This window comes from Citrobacter amalonaticus (genome assembly GCF_002918555.1).
Taxonomy (GTDB): Bacteria; Pseudomonadota; Gammaproteobacteria; order Enterobacterales; family Enterobacteriaceae; genus Citrobacter_C; species Citrobacter_C amalonaticus_A.
In genome coordinates, this window is record NZ_PQMB01000004.1 from 206,982 (window position 1) to 223,632 (window position 16,651).

At 52.7% G+C, this 16,651-nt stretch carries 17 protein-coding genes and 1 pseudogene; 7 read left to right on the top strand and 11 right to left on the bottom strand.

The window, feature by feature from the left end:
• Positions 1 to 53 precede the first annotated feature (53 nt).
• From C3432_RS18690 to C3432_RS18710, 5 genes are read left to right on the top strand one after another with little or no spacing between them, the layout of a single operon-like run.
• Positions 54 to 1,799 carry a class I mannose-6-phosphate isomerase gene (locus tag C3432_RS18690; RefSeq protein WP_103778062.1) on the top strand — a complete coding sequence of 582 codons (1,746 nt, stop codon included), beginning with the start codon at positions 54 to 56 and terminating at the stop codon, positions 1,797 to 1,799.
• Between the two features lie 4 nt (positions 1,800 to 1,803).
• Positions 1,804 to 2,232 (top strand): PTS sugar transporter subunit IIA, encoded by a 429-nt coding sequence (locus C3432_RS18695; RefSeq protein ID WP_103778063.1) that lies wholly within the window; start codon positions 1,804 to 1,806, stop codon positions 2,230 to 2,232.
• An 11-nt stretch (positions 2,233 to 2,243) separates the two neighbouring features.
• Entirely contained in the window at positions 2,244 to 2,738 is a 495-nt protein-coding gene (locus tag C3432_RS18700) for a PTS system mannose/fructose/N-acetylgalactosamine-transporter subunit IIB (RefSeq protein WP_103778064.1), read from the top strand.
• Positions 2,739 to 2,748: 10 nt separating this feature from the next.
• Complete coding sequence (locus C3432_RS18705; RefSeq protein WP_103778065.1) at positions 2,749 to 3,546, top strand: PTS mannose/fructose/sorbose/N-acetylgalactosamine transporter subunit IIC; 798 nt, start codon at positions 2,749 to 2,751, stop codon at positions 3,544 to 3,546.
• Positions 3,546 to 4,364, top strand: coding sequence for a PTS system mannose/fructose/sorbose family transporter subunit IID (locus tag C3432_RS18710; RefSeq protein WP_103778066.1), 819 nt, complete (start codon positions 3,546 to 3,548; stop codon positions 4,362 to 4,364). The genes C3432_RS18705 and C3432_RS18710 overlap by 1 nt, the downstream gene beginning before the upstream one ends.
• Positions 4,365 to 4,431: 67 nt before the next feature.
• On the opposite strand, the gene C3432_RS18715 is transcribed toward C3432_RS18710, so the two are convergent.
• The 9 genes from C3432_RS18715 to C3432_RS28045 all read right to left on the bottom strand — a co-directional run bounded on the left by C3432_RS18715 (position 4,432) and on the right by C3432_RS28045 (position 13,148).
• Positions 4,432 to 5,214 (bottom strand): glucose-6-phosphate isomerase family protein, encoded by a 783-nt coding sequence (locus tag C3432_RS18715; protein ID WP_103778067.1) that lies wholly within the window; start codon positions 5,212 to 5,214, stop codon positions 4,432 to 4,434.
• On the bottom strand, positions 5,207 to 5,770 hold the full coding sequence (locus C3432_RS18720) for a glucose-6-phosphate isomerase family protein (RefSeq protein ID WP_103778068.1): 564 nt from the start codon (positions 5,768 to 5,770) through the stop codon (positions 5,207 to 5,209). The genes C3432_RS18715 and C3432_RS18720 overlap by 8 nt, the downstream gene beginning before the upstream one ends.
• Before the next feature lie 102 nt (positions 5,771 to 5,872).
• Positions 5,873 to 6,787, bottom strand: coding sequence for a ribonucleoside hydrolase RihC (gene rihC / locus C3432_RS18725; RefSeq protein ID WP_103778069.1), 915 nt, complete (start codon positions 6,785 to 6,787; stop codon positions 5,873 to 5,875).
• Between the two features lie 206 nt (positions 6,788 to 6,993).
• Positions 6,994 to 7,944 carry a 4-hydroxy-3-methylbut-2-enyl diphosphate reductase gene (gene ispH, locus C3432_RS18730; RefSeq protein ID WP_103778070.1) on the bottom strand — a complete coding sequence of 317 codons (951 nt, stop codon included), beginning with the start codon at positions 7,942 to 7,944 and terminating at the stop codon, positions 6,994 to 6,996.
• Between the two features lies 1 nt (position 7,945).
• The gene (fkpB, locus tag C3432_RS18735) at positions 7,946 to 8,395 is read right to left on the bottom strand and encodes an FKBP-type peptidyl-prolyl cis-trans isomerase (protein WP_103778071.1); all 450 of its coding nucleotides are present in this window, start codon (positions 8,393 to 8,395) and stop codon (positions 7,946 to 7,948) included.
• Between the two features lie 90 nt (positions 8,396 to 8,485).
• The gene (lspA, locus tag C3432_RS18740; RefSeq protein WP_103778072.1) at positions 8,486 to 8,974 is read right to left on the bottom strand and encodes a signal peptidase II; all 489 of its coding nucleotides are present in this window, start codon (positions 8,972 to 8,974) and stop codon (positions 8,486 to 8,488) included.
• The gene (gene ileS / locus C3432_RS18745; RefSeq protein WP_103778073.1) at positions 8,974 to 11,823 is read right to left on the bottom strand and encodes an isoleucine--tRNA ligase; all 2,850 of its coding nucleotides are present in this window, start codon (positions 11,821 to 11,823) and stop codon (positions 8,974 to 8,976) included. The genes lspA and ileS overlap by 1 nt, the downstream gene beginning before the upstream one ends.
• A gap of 163 nt (positions 11,824 to 11,986) precedes the next feature.
• A complete protein-coding gene (gene ribF, locus C3432_RS18750) occupies positions 11,987 to 12,922 on the bottom strand; it encodes a bifunctional riboflavin kinase/FAD synthetase (RefSeq protein ID WP_103778074.1) in 936 nt (311 codons plus the stop codon).
• Positions 12,923 to 12,929: 7 nt separating this feature from the next.
• A complete protein-coding gene (locus tag C3432_RS28045) occupies positions 12,930 to 13,148 on the bottom strand; it encodes a DUF2575 family protein (protein ID WP_103778075.1) in 219 nt (72 codons plus the stop codon).
• A gap of 102 nt (positions 13,149 to 13,250) precedes the next feature.
• On the opposite strand from C3432_RS28045, the gene rpsT reads away from it, so the two are divergent.
• Positions 13,251 to 13,514, top strand: a complete 264-nt coding sequence (rpsT, locus tag C3432_RS18760; protein ID WP_103778076.1) for a 30S ribosomal protein S20 — start codon at positions 13,251 to 13,253, stop codon at positions 13,512 to 13,514.
• A gap of 160 nt (positions 13,515 to 13,674) precedes the next feature.
• Positions 13,675 to 13,974, top strand: a pseudogene (locus C3432_RS28050) (transposase domain-containing protein); the annotation flags it as partial.
• Between the two features lie 110 nt (positions 13,975 to 14,084).
• Here C3432_RS28050 and C3432_RS18770 read toward each other — a convergent pair.
• On the bottom strand, positions 14,085 to 14,813 hold the full coding sequence (locus tag C3432_RS18770) for a transcriptional regulator (RefSeq protein ID WP_103778077.1): 729 nt from the start codon (positions 14,811 to 14,813) through the stop codon (positions 14,085 to 14,087).
• 260 nt (positions 14,814 to 15,073) lie between these two features.
• Positions 15,074 to 16,555 carry a glycoside hydrolase family 18 protein gene (locus C3432_RS18775; protein WP_103778078.1) on the bottom strand — a complete coding sequence of 494 codons (1,482 nt, stop codon included), beginning with the start codon at positions 16,553 to 16,555 and terminating at the stop codon, positions 15,074 to 15,076.
• Positions 16,556 to 16,651 lie beyond the last annotated feature (96 nt).

The following is a 16,651-nucleotide window of genomic DNA, read 5'->3' on the forward strand; positions in this document are numbered from 1 at the left end:
GGTAAGCAAAATAGTCTGATGAGCCAGGCTCCTGGCTAATATGGAGAAAGAGAATGCCGACAACCTATAATAAATTCCCGGAAGTTCATGTTCAGGGTTATGACCACCAGGCCTGGCAAGGCTGGGAATCTGTTCAGTCAGTGCTTAACAGCCGGGTTTCTGATTCGCCAAAAACGGTACTGACTGTCGATTGCTATCCGGGTGTTAATCTCGACGAGCTTGTTACCCGTTTATTCCCGGCGCTGAATGCCGCGCTGATCGTTAACATCGAAAATGCGCGTCATGATGAACTGGCTCTTCACGATATGCTGGCACGCAACCTGACTGACGATCGTGTATTCGGCGTTCTCTCCTGTCACCATCTTGATGAGTTTTTTGATCAGCAAAAACTGCATCTACTACGGCAACAAATTGATGCGGTTACGGAAGGCCTCGTCATCGTTTATGGTTCGGGCGCCGCACTGGCGCACCCTGGCGACCTGTTGGTTTATGCCGATCTCCCGCGTTGGGAAATTCAGCAGCGGATGCGTCATGAAAGTCTCGGCAACTGGGGGGCGCAGAATCAGGATGAAGATATTCTGCGTCGCTACAAACGCGCTTTTTTCATCGAATGGCGGGTCTTCGACCGGCATAAAACGCCACTGCTCAAGCGCGCCGATTATTTGCTTGATACCACACAAGATAATACCCCTGCGATGGTGAGCGGCGACGCGCTACGGGCGGGTTTACAGCAAACCACCTTACAGCCGTTTCGGGTTGCGCCCTTTTTCGATCCCGGCGTCTGGGGCGGCCAATGGATGAAACAACAATTCGATCTCGATCCCTCAGCGCCAAATTACGCGTGGTGTTTTGATTGCGTGCCCGAGGAAAACAGCCTGTTACTGCGTTTTGGCAACGTGCGGATCGAGATCCCCTCGCAGGATCTGGTACTGATGTATCCTCGCCCTCTGCTGGGTGAGAAAGTTCACGCTCGCTTCGGGGCGGAATTCCCGATCCGCTTCGATTTTCTGGATACCATTGGCGGTCAGAATCTTAGCTTCCAGGTGCATCCTGTCACCGAATATATCCAGCAACAATTCGGCATGCATTATACCCAGGATGAGAGCTACTACATCCTCGAGGCAGAACCGGATGCCGTGGTTTACCTTGGAACCAAAACCGGGGTTGAGCCTCAGGAAATGCTGGACTGCCTGCGGGCGGCAGGACGTGGAGAAAAAGAGTTTGATGACGAGCGCTTTGTGAATCAGATCCCTGCACACAAGCACGATCACTTTCTTATTCCAGCGGGTACGGTGCACTGCTCAGGCGCAGGCACCATGGTCCTTGAGATCAGCGCGACGCCCTATATTTTCACCTTCAAGCTGTGGGACTGGGGACGCCTGGGTTTAGATGGGTTACCGCGCCCAGTTCATCTGGACCATGGTCAGCAGGTCATCGACTGGCAGCGCGACACGCAATGGGTTTATGACAACCTGGTCAACCGCATTGAACCCATCGCTGAAGGCGAAGGCTGGCATGAAGAAAGAACCGGCATGCACGAGAGAGAATTTATCGAAACGCGCCGCCACTGGTTCACCACGCCTGTCACGCACCATACTCACGGCGGCGTTAACGTCCTGAACCTGGTGGAAGGCGCAGAAGCCGTTGTCGACAGTCCGGACGGTGCCTTTGCCCCATTTATCGTTCACTATGCCGAGACCTTTATCATTCCAGCAGCAGTTGGCGAATATCGCATTTCGCCCTCTGGCGAAAGCATTGGCCAGCGGCTCGCGACCATTAAAGCCTGGGTTAGAGGATAAACCGATGATCAATATTATTGTTGCTACCCATGGTCCGCTGGCGGAGGCGCTGCTTGCCAGCAGCCGTATGGTTTACGGCGAATTGCCGCATGTATACGCCGTTACGTTGAGCGAACAAACGGGTATCGAAGGGTTTAAAGATAACTTTTCCCAGGTGCTCGCCCGTGCAGGACAAAACGCTGACGGCGTGCTGGTGTTATGTGACATGCAAAGCGGCACGCCGTGGAATGTTGCCTGCCATCACGCATTTTCTTCACTCACGTTTCCTCCCGTCGCCGTCGTGGCGGGCGTCAATTTCCCCATGCTCCTGCAAAGTGAAGAGATCCACCCTTTAACGGATGTCCATGCCGCAGCCGATGAGCTACTGGCGTTAACCCTCCCCACACTGATTAAAGCCGCCCCGGTTTTATCCGTTCAGTCAGATGATTTTTAAAGGAGCCCGCTATGAGTATTTCTTTTGTACGTATTGATGACCGCGTTATCCACGGGCAGCTCGTGACACGTTGGGCCAAAGAGCTGCCCTGTGATGGGATTGTCGCCATTGACGATGCCGTTGCGGCCGACCCGCTCCTTTCATCGGTCATGAAAGGCGCTGTTCAGGATCTCAAAGTCTGGCTGTTTGATACGGCGACAGCCATTGAAAAACTGCCAAAGGTCATCGCCAGCGAGAAACGTTATTTCGTGATAGGAAAATCTCCCGTCACGCTGAAGCGTATTGAAGAAGCGGGGATCAGTTTGCAAAACGCCAACGGCAAGATCAACGTGGGTCCGATGAGCGCCCGCGCCGATACCACCACGATCGGCCCTAATCAATCGGTCAATGTTGATGAAATCGCCGCTTTTGACTGGCTCACACAGCACGGGCATCGGGTTGAATTTCGCCTGGTACCGGATGCCAGCTGTTACAGCTGGCAGGACGCACGACAAAAGCTGAAATAAGGAGAGCACGATGATTATCGAAGCTACGTTGATTGGCATTCTTTGCTATCTCGGCGCTCTCAGTAGCCCCTGGCTTCTGGGACTGACCGGTGGATGGTATCTGATCACCCGACCGCTGATTTCTGGCATGCTGGTTGGCATCATTCTGGGTGACATAAAAACCGGGATTATGATTGGCGTCGCCGTTCAGGCTGTGTATATCGCGATGGTGACCCCTGGCGGCTCCATGCCCGCCGATCTGAATTTTGTTGCATACCCGGCCATTGCTCTTGGGATCCTCTCAGGCAAAGGCCCGGAGGTTGCGGTCGCGCTGGCGGCAACAATCGGTATTGCCGGGACCATTTTATTTAATGCCATGATGGTGCTGAACTCTTTCTGGAACCACCGGGCCGACGTGGCGCTGGAGCGCGGCGACGAACGCGGGATCTATCTGAACAGCGCCATCTGGCCGCAGGTAACGAACTTTGTTTTGCGCTTCGTTCCCACCTTTATTGCCGTCTATTTTGGCGCACAGTACATCAGCGGTTTTATGGACAGTTTGCCAAAAGTCATTTTGTCGACGATGAATGTGCTGGGCGGCATTTTACCCGCAGTAGGGATCGCGATTTTGCTCAAACAGATCATCAAGAACTACACCATGTTGATCTACTTTCTTGTCGGTTTCGTTTGCATCGTCTTTTTGAAACTCAACATGGTTGCGCTGGTGATCGTCGGTTCGCTCCTGGCGTTAATCCACTATAACTACAAGCCGGAAGCGCCACAGGCTGCAAATGTGAAGTCGCCCGCCGATGATGAGGATGAATTCTGATGGAAGACCGTACCCTTACCCGCAAAGATCTTCGCCGCTGCTGGCGCGCATGGATGATGCATAACCTGTCCTCCATGAGTTTCGAACGACTGGAATCATTTGGCTTTTGCCTGAGCATGCTCCCCGTCGCGAAAAAGCTCTATCCTGACGCCGCCCAGCGCACTGAAATGCTCCGCCGCCACGCGTCATTTTACAACACCGAACCGCAGATCGGCGCCATCGTAAACGGCATGGTATTGGGGCTTGAGGAGAAAAAAGCCAATGGCGAACCGATCGACGGAGAAACGATCAACACCCTGAAAGTCGGTCTGATGGGGCCGATTGCCGGGATCGGTGATTCAATGATCCCCGGAATGCTGATCCCTATCCTGCTCAGCATCGGCATGGCCCTGGCAGCGGGTGGTAATATCCTGGGGCCACTGTTTTATACCATCGCATGGTTGGCCATCATCATTCCCGGATCGTGGTTCTTATTTTTGAAAGGCTACAAAATGGGCTCCGGCTCGGTGGAAATGCTGGTAAGCAGCAAGTCTGCCCGCCTGCGCGAAGCCTTATCGCTGCTGGGTGTTTTTGTGATGGGCGGGGTCGCGGCCAGCTACGTTAAGCTGGGTACCGGGCTGGAGTTTACGACCAAAGATGGCGTGAATATCCATGTCCAGCAGATGCTGGACGGCATATTTCCTCAACTGCTGCCGCTGGTTGTTGTGCTTGGTACCTGGTATTTGATGGCAAAACGCGGTGTTTCTCCGGTGAAAGCGATGATCTTACTTTTGATACTCGCCGCACTTGGAGTAGCAACTGGCCTGTTTGCGGGTTAATAACGATAACCTGGAGTGCCGGATAGCGGCGTAAACGCCTTATCCGGCCTGCGTAACTCACTGGCCTTTATGGATGAAAGTTGCACCACTGCTCTGCGCATTTATCCGGACGAGAGATAAACTGAAAACGTCCGGGATCCTCGAGAAATTGCGCATAAATGGGGGCAGAGGTCAGCGCAAATTCGGTATATTGCCGGGGCGTAACGGCCTGCAATCGACCGGGAATGTAGCGTGGATTGTGCTGCCAGATAATATGGTTATTCTGCAATAGCGGATACCATGCCAGCCCTTTATGCGCCCGGACGGCCTCATATTCGAAACCATATTCACGATCGCACCACGCCCCAAAGGTTAAGGGTTGCTCTGGATCGGCAGATATGGTGGCATGTCCCCATCCTGGCGGCACCAGCACTTTTTCACCAGGCCCGGCAATCACCGCAAAACAACGACCAGGATCGTTATCAACATACTCCTGCATATAAATAATCGCTTTCCCCTGCCAGATTTCATACAGCTCCGGCGGCGACCACCCGCTATGCTGACTGATACGATGGACATGCCCCTGACTGCGAATCGGCTCCTCACCCAATCGACCAGCAGCATAGGTCACCACGCCAAACAGCAGCATGCGCTTTTTCAGCTCTTCACGATCCTGCATTCGCGCAACGTCCATCGCAATGGCGTACACCTCTTCCGGGCCTTCGCAGTGCGGATCACGCAGCGAAGCGCGGATCTGCTCAAGTCGGCGGATTTCCGGCATCGGCCCGGTCACATCATCCCCATAGCTAAAACCCAGTGGATGATGGTGAATCTTCATATCCAGACCAAAAAGATGGGCAAAATCAGCCATGTTGCACCGCCTTCACCTGCACGTTGTGGTCAACCTCAAAGACCCTCAAGCTGAAGCCCTTCGCTAATGCCGCATAATCATGTCCAGCCACCGTTGGCCACACGGCAAGCGCAGAAAGCACCTCACTACCGGTGTTTATTAACCGATGAGCGGTAAATCCAGGAATGATGTGGACAGACCCGGCAAAAACCTTTTCCAGCCGCGCTTCACCTTGTTCATTTTGCAGAAGCAGTAATCCGTTACCGCACAGGCCAAAATAGACCTCTCCCTGTTCGCGACGCGCATGGAAATGCCCCCGGGTCATGAAAAACTCGCCGCCGACACGCCCTGGATAAAGATGGGTGACACCAGTATAGAGTTCACCTTCAGCAGAGGAAGTATCGAGGATTTCAACGTCATAGACTATCTGCTCACCGGCCAGAAGCTGGCGGGCAGGCTCATCGGCAAATACGCCAACAAGATCCTGAACTCGAGTGGATTTACGCGATAATGAGCCACCGGCTAAAGCGCCGCTCGCCCATGCCACCTGCGGTGGCTGGATAAAAGAAAGATTCATATGTGTCTCCGGCCCGAGGAGAACAACGCCTTCAGAATAGCAGATTAATCGATTAACCTGCTATTCATCACAGAATCTTGCGGGCCGTATCACAAACCTTAATTAAGGTGCCAGCTCCAGCACCTCTGCCACCCAGTGCTGAAAACCAACCACATCAATATCCAGCGCCACTTGCGCATTAGCCGGCTGACCGAAACGCCCTTCAATATCCACTACCGTTGTACCCGCCGTATATTCGCCCTGTGTTTCTACCGCTACAAAGCACGGTTTTACAGTAAACAGATCCGGGCGCACCAGCCAGGCAATGGCGCAGAGGTCATGCATCCGCACGCCGGTGCTCATCGTGCCGCTGCGGTAGTGGCTGAACAGCGCATGTAGCATTTTCCCGGTACGATTAAGCGTTGGCAGTGTCGCCAGATAATCCGGGGCTAACATCGCCTGATTCGTCACATCCAGCCCGCACATCACAATCTCTATCCCGCTCCGGAACACACGAGCGGCGGCTTCCGGATCGACAGCAATATTGAATTCCGCGTTTGGCGTGAAGTTCCCTCGTCCGGCGGAGCCACCCATAATCACCAGACGGCGAATATTGAACGCACACTCCGGATAGTGCATCAGTAGCAGCGCGATGTTGGTTAACGGGCCAATAGCAACCAGAGTGATCGGCTCTGCGGCACTCATCAGCGCATCACGAATGGCGATGAACGCTGGTTTTGCCAGAGGTTGTCGTTCATGGGTCACAAAGTCGTAGCCTTCCATACCAGACTCACCGTGAACACAGGCAGCATCGCGTAATGAGCGCAAGAGCGGCGTGGCGGCACCCTGCGCCAGAGGAATATCCGCATCCCAGAAATGCAGCAGTTGCAGGGCATTACGGGTGGTTTTATCTACAGAGACGTTTCCCGCAACGGTGGTCATGAGCTGCAGGTCAAGCTGTGGGGCAAATAGCGCGGCGGCAATGGCGGCGGCATCATCAATGCCCGGATCGGTATCAAGAATAATTGGCAGGCGCATGTTTCCTCCATAAAAAATGCCAGACATTACGCCTGGCATCTTCGCACAGATTGACGAGCAATATCCCCTAAAAATTCGGGTTGCAGGAAGGCTGTCTTCGCTGAGAGATAAGAATATCCCTCATTTGCCCCCGGCGCGTACACCTGTACGTAACCTGAGCGAGCGCGAAAAGGCAGCGCACCGGCAACCTGAAGTATGACGGGTTATCACTCTACTTCACGCACATCCACACGTAGCTCTTTCGGCACTTCAAAAACAATATTCTCTTCACGGCCTTCCAGCGGGACGGCTTCGCCACCGCCAAGTTCCTGCAAACGAGCGATCACGTTCTGCACCAGGATATCCGGCGCAGAAGCACCAGCAGTCACACCGACGCATTCCGCGCCTTTCACCCACACTTCCTGGATATCGGTAGCATCGTCGATAAGAAACGCCTTTTTCCCCATACGCTGTGCCAGTTCAGCCAGGCGGTTGGAGTTTGAAGAGTTCTTTGACCCGACAACCAGCACCACATCTGCCTGTTCAGCCATCGCTCGTACCGCTTCCTGGCGGTTGGTGGTGGCATAACAGATATCATCTTTCCGCGGCCCGACTATTTTCGGGAAACGGCTCCGCAGGGCGTCAATAACATCAGACGTGTCGTCTACAGAGAGCGTGGTCTGGGTCATGAAGGAGAGCTTGCCTTCGTTTTTCACATCAAGCGTCCAGACATCATCCGGCGACTCAACCAGATACATTCCCCCTTCCGGGTTGCTGTACTGACCCATCGTGCCTTCAACTTCCGGGTGACCCGCGTGACCGATCAGAATCGACTCTTCCCCGCGGCGACTGGCGCGTGCCACTTCCATATGCACTTTGGTGACCAGCGGGCAGGTGGCATCAAAAACGGTCAGGTCGCGGCTTTTCGCTTCGTTACGCACCGCCTGAGACACACCGTGAGCAGAGAAAATCAGAATTGCGCCATCCGGCACTTCGCTGATTTGTTCGATAAAAATCGCCCCGCGCTCGCGCAGACTATCAACCACGTAGCGGTTGTGCACCACTTCGTGACGGACATAAATCGGCGCGCCGTAGATGGCCAGCGCGTTTTCTACAATGCTGATAGCGCGGTCTACACCTGCGCAAAAACCGCGCGGGTTGGCCAACAGGATCTGCATTTTACGCCTCCAGCGCCGGATCGATCTCCAGCACTTCAATATCAAAATGAACGGTACGCCCGGCCAGCGGATGGTTGAAATCAACGGTGATCGAATCACCATTAATTTCGCGGATCACACCAGGCATCTCACTGCCGTCCATTGCGGTAAAAAGCATAATCGTTCCAATTTCGGGCTCGCCTGCGTCCATAAATTCACGGCGCGAGAAGTATTGAATCAGATCCGGATCTGGCACGCCAAACGCGGCATCCGGCTCCAGCGAGAAGGTGGTTTTCGCCCCCTCTTTCAGCCCCAGAAGATGCTGCTCCAGCCCTTCAGACAGAGATGCGTCACCCAGGCGAAACAGCGCTGGCTTACCGTTGTTACGCGTTGACTCTGCGGTGGAGCCATCGTCGAGCTTTAAGGTGAAGTGCACCAGCACCGCACTGTTACTCTGTACTGATTTAGACATGCAGGTTGCTCACTTATTGTGCCCAAAAGCGCAAAGATCGATAAAACTTGTAGGCCGGATAAGGCATTGACGCCACCATCCGGCATTTGATTACGCCTGTTTTTTCGGCAGAAAACCTTCCAGCACAATCAGTGCCGCACCGACACAAATTGCGCTATCGGCGAGATTGAAGGTGGCGAAATGCCAGTCACCGACATAAAAATCAATCATATCGACAACGAAACCATGCCACAGGCGGTCGAACAGATTGCCCAGTGCGCCGCCAATAATCAATGCGTAAGCGATGTTGTTCAGCTTCTGCGTCGCCTTAGAGCGATACATCATCACCGTCAGGATGACACAGATACCTATCGCGATACCGGCAAAGAACCAGCGCTGCCAGCCACCGCTATCGGCGAGGAAACTGAACGCCGCACCGTAATTACGCGCATAATGCAGATTAAGCGACGGGAACAGAGACACCGTATCCCCCAGAGCAAAGTTCTGGAGGATCAGGTACTTGCTGCCCAGATCGATAATCAGCACAACCACAACCAGCCACAGCCAGCGCAGTCCTGTTGAACAGAGAGGCTTACTCATCAGGCAAACTTACGTTTTTCGCCATCACCGGCGACGTTGCTGACACAGCGGCCGCAGATTTCTGCGTGCTCCGCCACCTTGCCGACATCAGTAGTGTAATGCCAGCAACGCGGGCACTTATCACCTTCGGCTTTACTCAATGCGATTTTCAACCCTTTGAGCAGTTCGCTTTGCTGTGCGTCAGCAGAAGCCTCCGCATAGTCAGCGACTTTCGCCCCCGAGGTCAACAGGACGAATCGCAATTCGTCGCCCAGCGCGGTCAGCTTCGCAGCCAGTTCGGGTTCCGCGTACAGGGTTACAGCCGCCTCCAGAGAGCCGCCCACTTTCTTGTCCGCACGCGCCTGTTCGATGACTTTGTTCACTTCGCCACGAACCTGCAGCAGATCGGCCCAGAACGCATCGTTCATCGCCCCGGCATCGGCGAGACCGAACAGACCTTCGTACCATTCACCGGTGAAAACATACTTCTCACGGTCGCCCGGCAGGTAGCCCCAGATTTCATCTGCGGTGAAGGACATAATCGGCGCCATCCAACGAACCAGCGCTTCTGCAATATGATACAGCGCACTCTGGCAGCTACGACGCGCCACGCTATCCGCTTTCGCGGTGTACTGACGGTCTTTGATGATGTCGAGGTAGAACGAGCCCATTTCAACGGAGCAGAAGCGCATCAGGCGCTGTACCACTTCGTGGAAATCGTAAGAGGCGTAGGCTTTCATAATGTCTTCCTGCGCCGCTTGCGCACAGCCTACCGCCCAGCGATCCAGCACCACCATCTCTTCCGGTTTCACCATGTCTTTTACCGGATCGAACCCGTTCAGGTTTGCCAGCAGGAAGCGTGCGGTGTTACGGATACGACGATAGCTGTCAGCCGCACGTTTCAGGATTTCATCGGAGACGGCCATTTCACCGGTGTAGTCGGTGGATGCCACCCACAGACGCAGGATATCCGCGCCCAGTTTATTCATCACATCCTGCGGAGAAACGGTGTTGCCGATAGATTTGGACATCTTACGGCCCTGACCGTCAACGGTGAAGCCGTGGGTCAGCACCTGGCGATACGGCGCTTTACCCTTCATGGCGACGCTGATCATCAGAGAGGACATGAACCAGCCGCGGTGTTGGTCAGAACCTTCCAGGTACATATCAGCAGAATGACCGCCGAATTCCGGGCGCGCGTCCACAACGGAGTAGCTGGTTGAACCGGAGTCAAACCAGACGTCCAGGGTATCCGGCACTTTCACGTAGTTGTCAGCGTCGTCGCCGAGGATTTCACGCGGGTCGAGATCCCACCACGCCTGAATACCGTCTTTTTCTACGTATTTAGCGATGTCTTCCATCAGTTCAGTGGTGCGCGGGTGCAGCTCTTCGGTGTCTTTATGCACGAACAGCGCCATCGGCACGCCCCAGGTACGCTGACGGGAGATACACCAGTCAGGACGGTTGGCAACCATCGATTCGATGCGCGCTTTACCCCATGCCGGGATCCAGCCGCTCAGGTTTTCTTTCGCCAGACCTTCCTGCTCAATACGGTCGATCTCTTTGAGAGACTGAATGCGCAAGCCTTGTCTTTCCATGCTGACGAACCACTGCGGGGTCGCCCGGAAGATGATCGGCGATTTGTGACGCCAGCAGCACGGATAGCTGTGCTGCATTTTCTCAACGTGCAACAGTGCGCCGCTGTCGCGCAGCATATTGACGATGATGTCGTTCGCTTTGAAAACGTTGATCCCGTCCAGCGCCGGGTAAGTACCGGGCAGATAAGCGCCGTCCGGACCAACCGGGTTAGCGATTTCCAGACCGTATTTCAGACTGATACTGTAGTCGTCAGGACCGTGACCACCGGCGGTATGCACCGCACCGGTACCCGCATCCAGCGTCACGTGATCGCCCAGGATTGCCGGCACGTCGAAGTCCAGGAACGGATGCCTGAAGCGCATCAGCTCCAGCGCGTCGCCTTGCACGGTGCCCAGCACGGTATATTCGGTGATGTTCGCGCGTTTCAGCACGCTTTCAACCAGATCTTTCGCCAGGATAACCGCCTGACCCTCAATCTGCACCAGCGCGTACTCAAACTCACCGGACAGAGAGATCGCACGGTTCGCTGGCAGGGTCCACGGGGTGGTGGTCCAGATAACCAGGGAGATCGGGCCATTGACGGACGACACGCCAAATTTGGCTTTCACCGCATCCTGATCCACCGCGTGGAACGCCACGTCGATAGACGGGGAAGTCTTGTCGTAATACTCCACTTCCGCTTCTGCCAGCGCAGAACGGCAGTCAACGCACCAGTGCACAGGCTTCGCGCCTTTATGCAGGTGACCGTTGGCGATGATTTTGCCCAGCGCACGAATGATGTTGGCTTCGGTTTTGAAGTCCATGGTCAGGTACGGATGCTGCCAGTCGCCCAGCACGCCCAGACGGATAAAGTCAGCACGCTGACCGTCAACCTGAGTCGCGGCATATTCACGGCACTTCGCACGGAATTCCGCTGCGGTGAATTTCTCACCCGGCTTGCCAAACTCCTGCTCAACTTTCAGCTCGATTGGCAGACCATGGCAGTCCCAGCCCGGAACATAGGGCGAGTCGTATCCTGAAAGCCCCTTGGACTTCACGATAATGTCTTTCAGAATCTTGTTTACAGAGTGACCAATATGAATGCTGCCATTCGCATACGGAGGGCCATCATGCAGAATGAAGGTTTTTTTGCCTTTTTTGGCCGCACGAATGATGCCGTACAGGTCATCATCAGTCCAACGCGCCAGCATTCCCGGTTCACGCTTAGCGAGATCGCCGCGCATCGGGAACCCTGTTTCCGGCAAATTCAGGGTTGATTTATAGTCACTCATCAGATTCTCGGTTCCGTATTTATCACGTAGGCATTTAAGCCGGGTTTGATTTACCCGTCATACTTCAGGTAGCAGGTGTGTTGGCTGCACTCATTCATCCCAGTGACATATCTGTGTACGCACATCTGGGATTCACTCACTTGCCGGCTTCCTGCACCCCGAATTATTTAGGGTATCGCCCAAAAAATTCGCGGGCCGTTAATTCATCACGCGCAATCTGCGCTTTCAGTTCATCAAGCGAAGCAAATCGCTGCTCGTTGCGTATTTTTTTACGCAACACTACATCTATATGGCGACCGTAAAGGTCCATTGCAACATCCAGCAAATGCACTTCGAGTTGCTGACGCACGCCAGCCACCGTCGGACGCGTGCCAATATTAGCAACGCCAGGCATTGGCTTCTCGCCAGGCCCTGTCACCTCCACCGCATACACCCCTTTCACTGGGGAAACCTGGCGACGTAGCGGCAAATTCGCCGTCGGGAAGCCGATGGTGCGACCAAGTTCATCACCGTGCACCACACGCCCAGAGATAGTAAAGGGATGTCCCAGCAAACTTTCAGCCAGCGCCAGATTATCTTCCGCCAGAGCCTGACGCACCGCCGTACTGCTGATACGCACGCCGCCTTCGCAGAAAGTCCGGGTACTGGTAACATCAAAGCCGTACTCAGATCCAGCCTTCTGTAATAACAAGAAATCGCCCGCGCGGCTAGCGCCAAAGCGGAAATCATCACCAACGGCAAGAAATTGCACACCGAGGCGTTTCACCAGAAGATCGCTGATAAAGGTCTGTGCCGTTAGTGCAGCAAAGCGCCTGTCAAAACGCACGCACAGCACATAGTCCACGCCGCACTCGGCGAGATAGCGCAGTTTTTCCCGCAGGCGTGTCAGGCGCGCTGGCGCTTTTTCAGTCGCAAACAGTTCAAGCGGCTGTGGTTCAAAAATCATCACCATTACCGGTAAGCCACGCCTGCGCCCCTCTTCCTGCAAACCTTGCAGCAGCGCACGATGACCACGATGCACGCCGTCGAAATTACCAATAGTCAGCACACACCCTTGCGGGGCCTGACTGAGATTATGTATGCCGCGTATCAGCTTCATGTCTGGCTCAAAACAGTGAAAATCGCCAAAGTATACCTTGTACAGCGGTCAAGGTTAACCGGCGATTTCTGCCGGGAAACATAAAGAAGATGGATTTCATTGCTATGGAACGAACCAGGGCATAAAACTGGCGGGCCTTTGCAATTTTTATCGTGGAAAAGCTGTATTCGCAGGTCGCAAGCTGGTAGAATCCTGCGCCATCACTACGTAACGAGTGCCGCCATATTAACGGCGCTTATTTGCACAAATCCATTGACAAAAGAAGGCTAAAAGGGCATATTCCTCGGCCTTTGAATTGTCCATATAGAACACATTTGGGAGTTGGACCTTGGCTAATATCAAATCAGCTAAGAAGCGCGCCGTTCAGTCTGAAAAGGCTCGTAAGCACAACGCAAGCCGTCGCTCTATGATGCGTACTTTCATTAAGAAAGTATACGCAGCTATCGAAGCTGGCGACAAAGCTGCTGCACTGAAAGCATTTAATGAAATGCAACCGATCGTGGACCGTCAGGCTGCTAAAGGTCTGATCCACAAAAACAAAGCTGCACGTCATAAAGCTAATCTGACTGTACAGATCAACAAACTGGCTTAATCGTCTGTTTGTCGTCGCTTTGTAAAAAACCGCGAAAGCGTAACGCCGATTGGTTAAGCAAAATGATTGTTTAACGATCCGGCAAGCGTAGCACAATAAGCCTCATCATTTTTTGATGGGGCTTTTTCATGCTTTCAGCCTGTCGCTATGAGACACAAACTGGGCGGAACCCAAGCCTCTTTCCTGTTTTCGGCGCTCAATACCTCTTAAATGTTTCTCTCAGGTTCTTCGATCCACAGATAAAGGCAGTATCAGAAAGCATAAACTTTCCGCTGAACTCGTTATCTGGTTAATTATCGGAATGGGCTTTATCGTGATCGTCCCATCACCGATGTGGTGACAAAACTCGATCGTGTTCCGGGTGACATTCTGGCTGCCATCTCTATTAATCAGGCCTGCCGGAGATTCCGTGATGCACCGCCTGAGGCATTATTTCATCTGACCGGCTCATCACTGGACGCATCATCTTGCCGAACAACGATTAACCGAGCTTTCCGGTGGCAAGCTGACGCTCGCGCCTTATCCAACAGACGCGTAATAAACTTAGGTTGCATTACGTAACGAAAAATATCATGAGGTCACTTTTCTACATATATATTCATGACTTTTGCAATTTCCGCTTGTATCGTGCTTATTGCACTTGCACAGGATAAATCCTTTTTGTCCGTGAATTTCTTTTCTGATTTCAGGATTAAGATACAGGTTTTTCCCGCCATCATGAAGAAGACGTAACTCTTCCCTGTAGAAAAACACCGTCAGGAGTACTAATGCTGTAGTCAATACAAATGTCAGGAAAGCTAAAATAACCCTCTCCTTATGCAGGGAGAGATTAACGGCAACGTCTGTTTTTTTACCCTCCACTTTGCTCTGAATTTCATAATGGGCGCTGAGAATATCAACGTCAGAAGGACAGGGAAATACTTCAGTGGCAGTCGGTTCATTTTTTTCGGCGCCTAATTCAGCAACTGGTGTAATGCTATAGGCCGGATTGATCTGGTAGCCCAGTCGGGGATGGGTAATGATTAAATCCGTCATCTCTATATCCCGCAAATCACGCCGCAAAGCATAAATCGTCTGCAATAACGTACTATCGCTGGCGAATAAACCAAATTGTCCCCATACCTCATCGCAAATTTGCTTTTTTGTCGTTATATCTTGTTGGGTATGCGAGATGAGACACTTCAAACAGCGACCTTTCACGCCGGATAAATGAATACTTTCCCCGTCCTTAAGATGGTGAAGAACCATTTCACTTGTATCAAACAATAAATCATTTCCAATCATGAATGATGTAACCATTTGAAAATCCATTAATTATTGAGATGATTTATTTTAGTACCAAAGATAATCATCTAACTGAGAGAGTTGTCAAACCTGCTGTAAAAAACCATAAAAAATTCCGAAAAGGAGAAGGCGATATCATAAATATATAATATGAATTTACTTATTCCATCCATAAAAATAATTCACCTGATACTCAATTTTTATTTACTTATTTTATGTTTTTTACACGATTCAGACAGCCGAAAACGTCCCCCTTTACAGGGGGACGTGAGCACTTACTTCGTAATACCTTTAAAATAGAACGGTCTCATATCAACAGCTTGTCGCGTCATTTCACAGCCCAGCCCTTCGCGAGCCGCGTTCACCAGCGGGCCACGGTCCAAATCCGCCGTCCAGGTAAACAGTCCGCCCAGGCCGCGGGATTTCACGTACTCGGCTTTGGCCTTCACGGTGCGCGGGGTATCCAGCGACATAAAGACTTTAGACTGTGGGTTATACAGGAAATCCGCATCCGCCACTTCATCGGTGTAAACAATAAAATTATTGCGACCGGTCTGGTTTTCCAGATCAAGATAATTTGCGATATGGTCGTACCATTCCGTTGAGCCGGATTCAAATGTCCCGACCGTCGTGCCATATCCTGGCGTGTAAGTTCCTTTCAGCGGAGATACGCTCTGGATCGTCGCATCATGGGCATTACGGCTATAACCGGCATAACCGATAAAGACCTGTTTAAGCGGTACCCCAATCGACTCCAGATAATTAACGGCGGTCTCCACGCTCCAGTTATTCGCGCTGCCATTCGGGTAGAGATTGGTATGATGCGCCAGCTCGGTAGCCCACGGCGTACCAAAGAAGTCGTAGGTCATTAAATTAATGCCCCAGACCCCCGCATCAATTAGCGCTGGAATATTGGCTTTTTTCAGTTTCTCGATATCACCCGCCGCGGCAACGCTAATTTTCACATCACTGCGATTGATTTTATTCAGCGCGGCTTTCACATCCTTAATCAAGGCAGCAAAATTCGGTGCGTCAGTATCATCGTAGGTATTACCGGTATTTCCCGGCGCGCCCGGATATTCCCAGTCCAGATCGATTTCACTAAACATCGGGAATCGGGTGAACAGATCGGTCAGGCCGTCGCAGAATAGGGCTCGTTTATGCGGATCCTTAGCCATAAAGTGGAACGCCTGGCTCATGGTCCAGCCGCCGATGCTCATTGAAAGATGGAGATTCGGGTTCTTTTTCTGTACGTCGCGTAACCCCCCCAGAACGCCCTGCGCATCGTACTGATGGAAAAGCGCCATGTAATCGTTGCTTACCCAACCCGCAAAGCCGCAGTTGCGGTAGGAGGCAACATCTCCCCACGCATCGACAAAGGTGGGTTGCCATTGCGTGCGCTGGAAGTCGACTGCGGCATTGTTGATAGTCGTCGCTTTCTCGCCGGTATCGCCGACGATCCCGCAGAAACCCAGCGTAATTTTATCGTAAGCAAAGGGGTCTAATAACGCCAGGTCAACGCCGCGCCCACAGCTGGAAGGCGCAAAATCGCCGTCGAGACGACCGTCATATTGCGACCAGTCCGTCCAGTAACCGGACACTTTAAATTCGTTGGGTTTGTACTCGTTGTAGGCTACCTTCGCGACGCGCGCCGATGTATAGCTAAACTCATTGGTTTCCGTGGCCGCCACAAATCCGTTCTGCTCGTACTCTTTTGTACTGAGCGAATCATTTTGTACCAGTTTGCTGTTCGTCATAATGCTTACCTCGTTAATGAGTCATAGAAGAAATAGCGTGTCCCATCCGTCCGGCGGGACACCTATGTAATGCTCCCATTATGCGAGGGGGGCTAA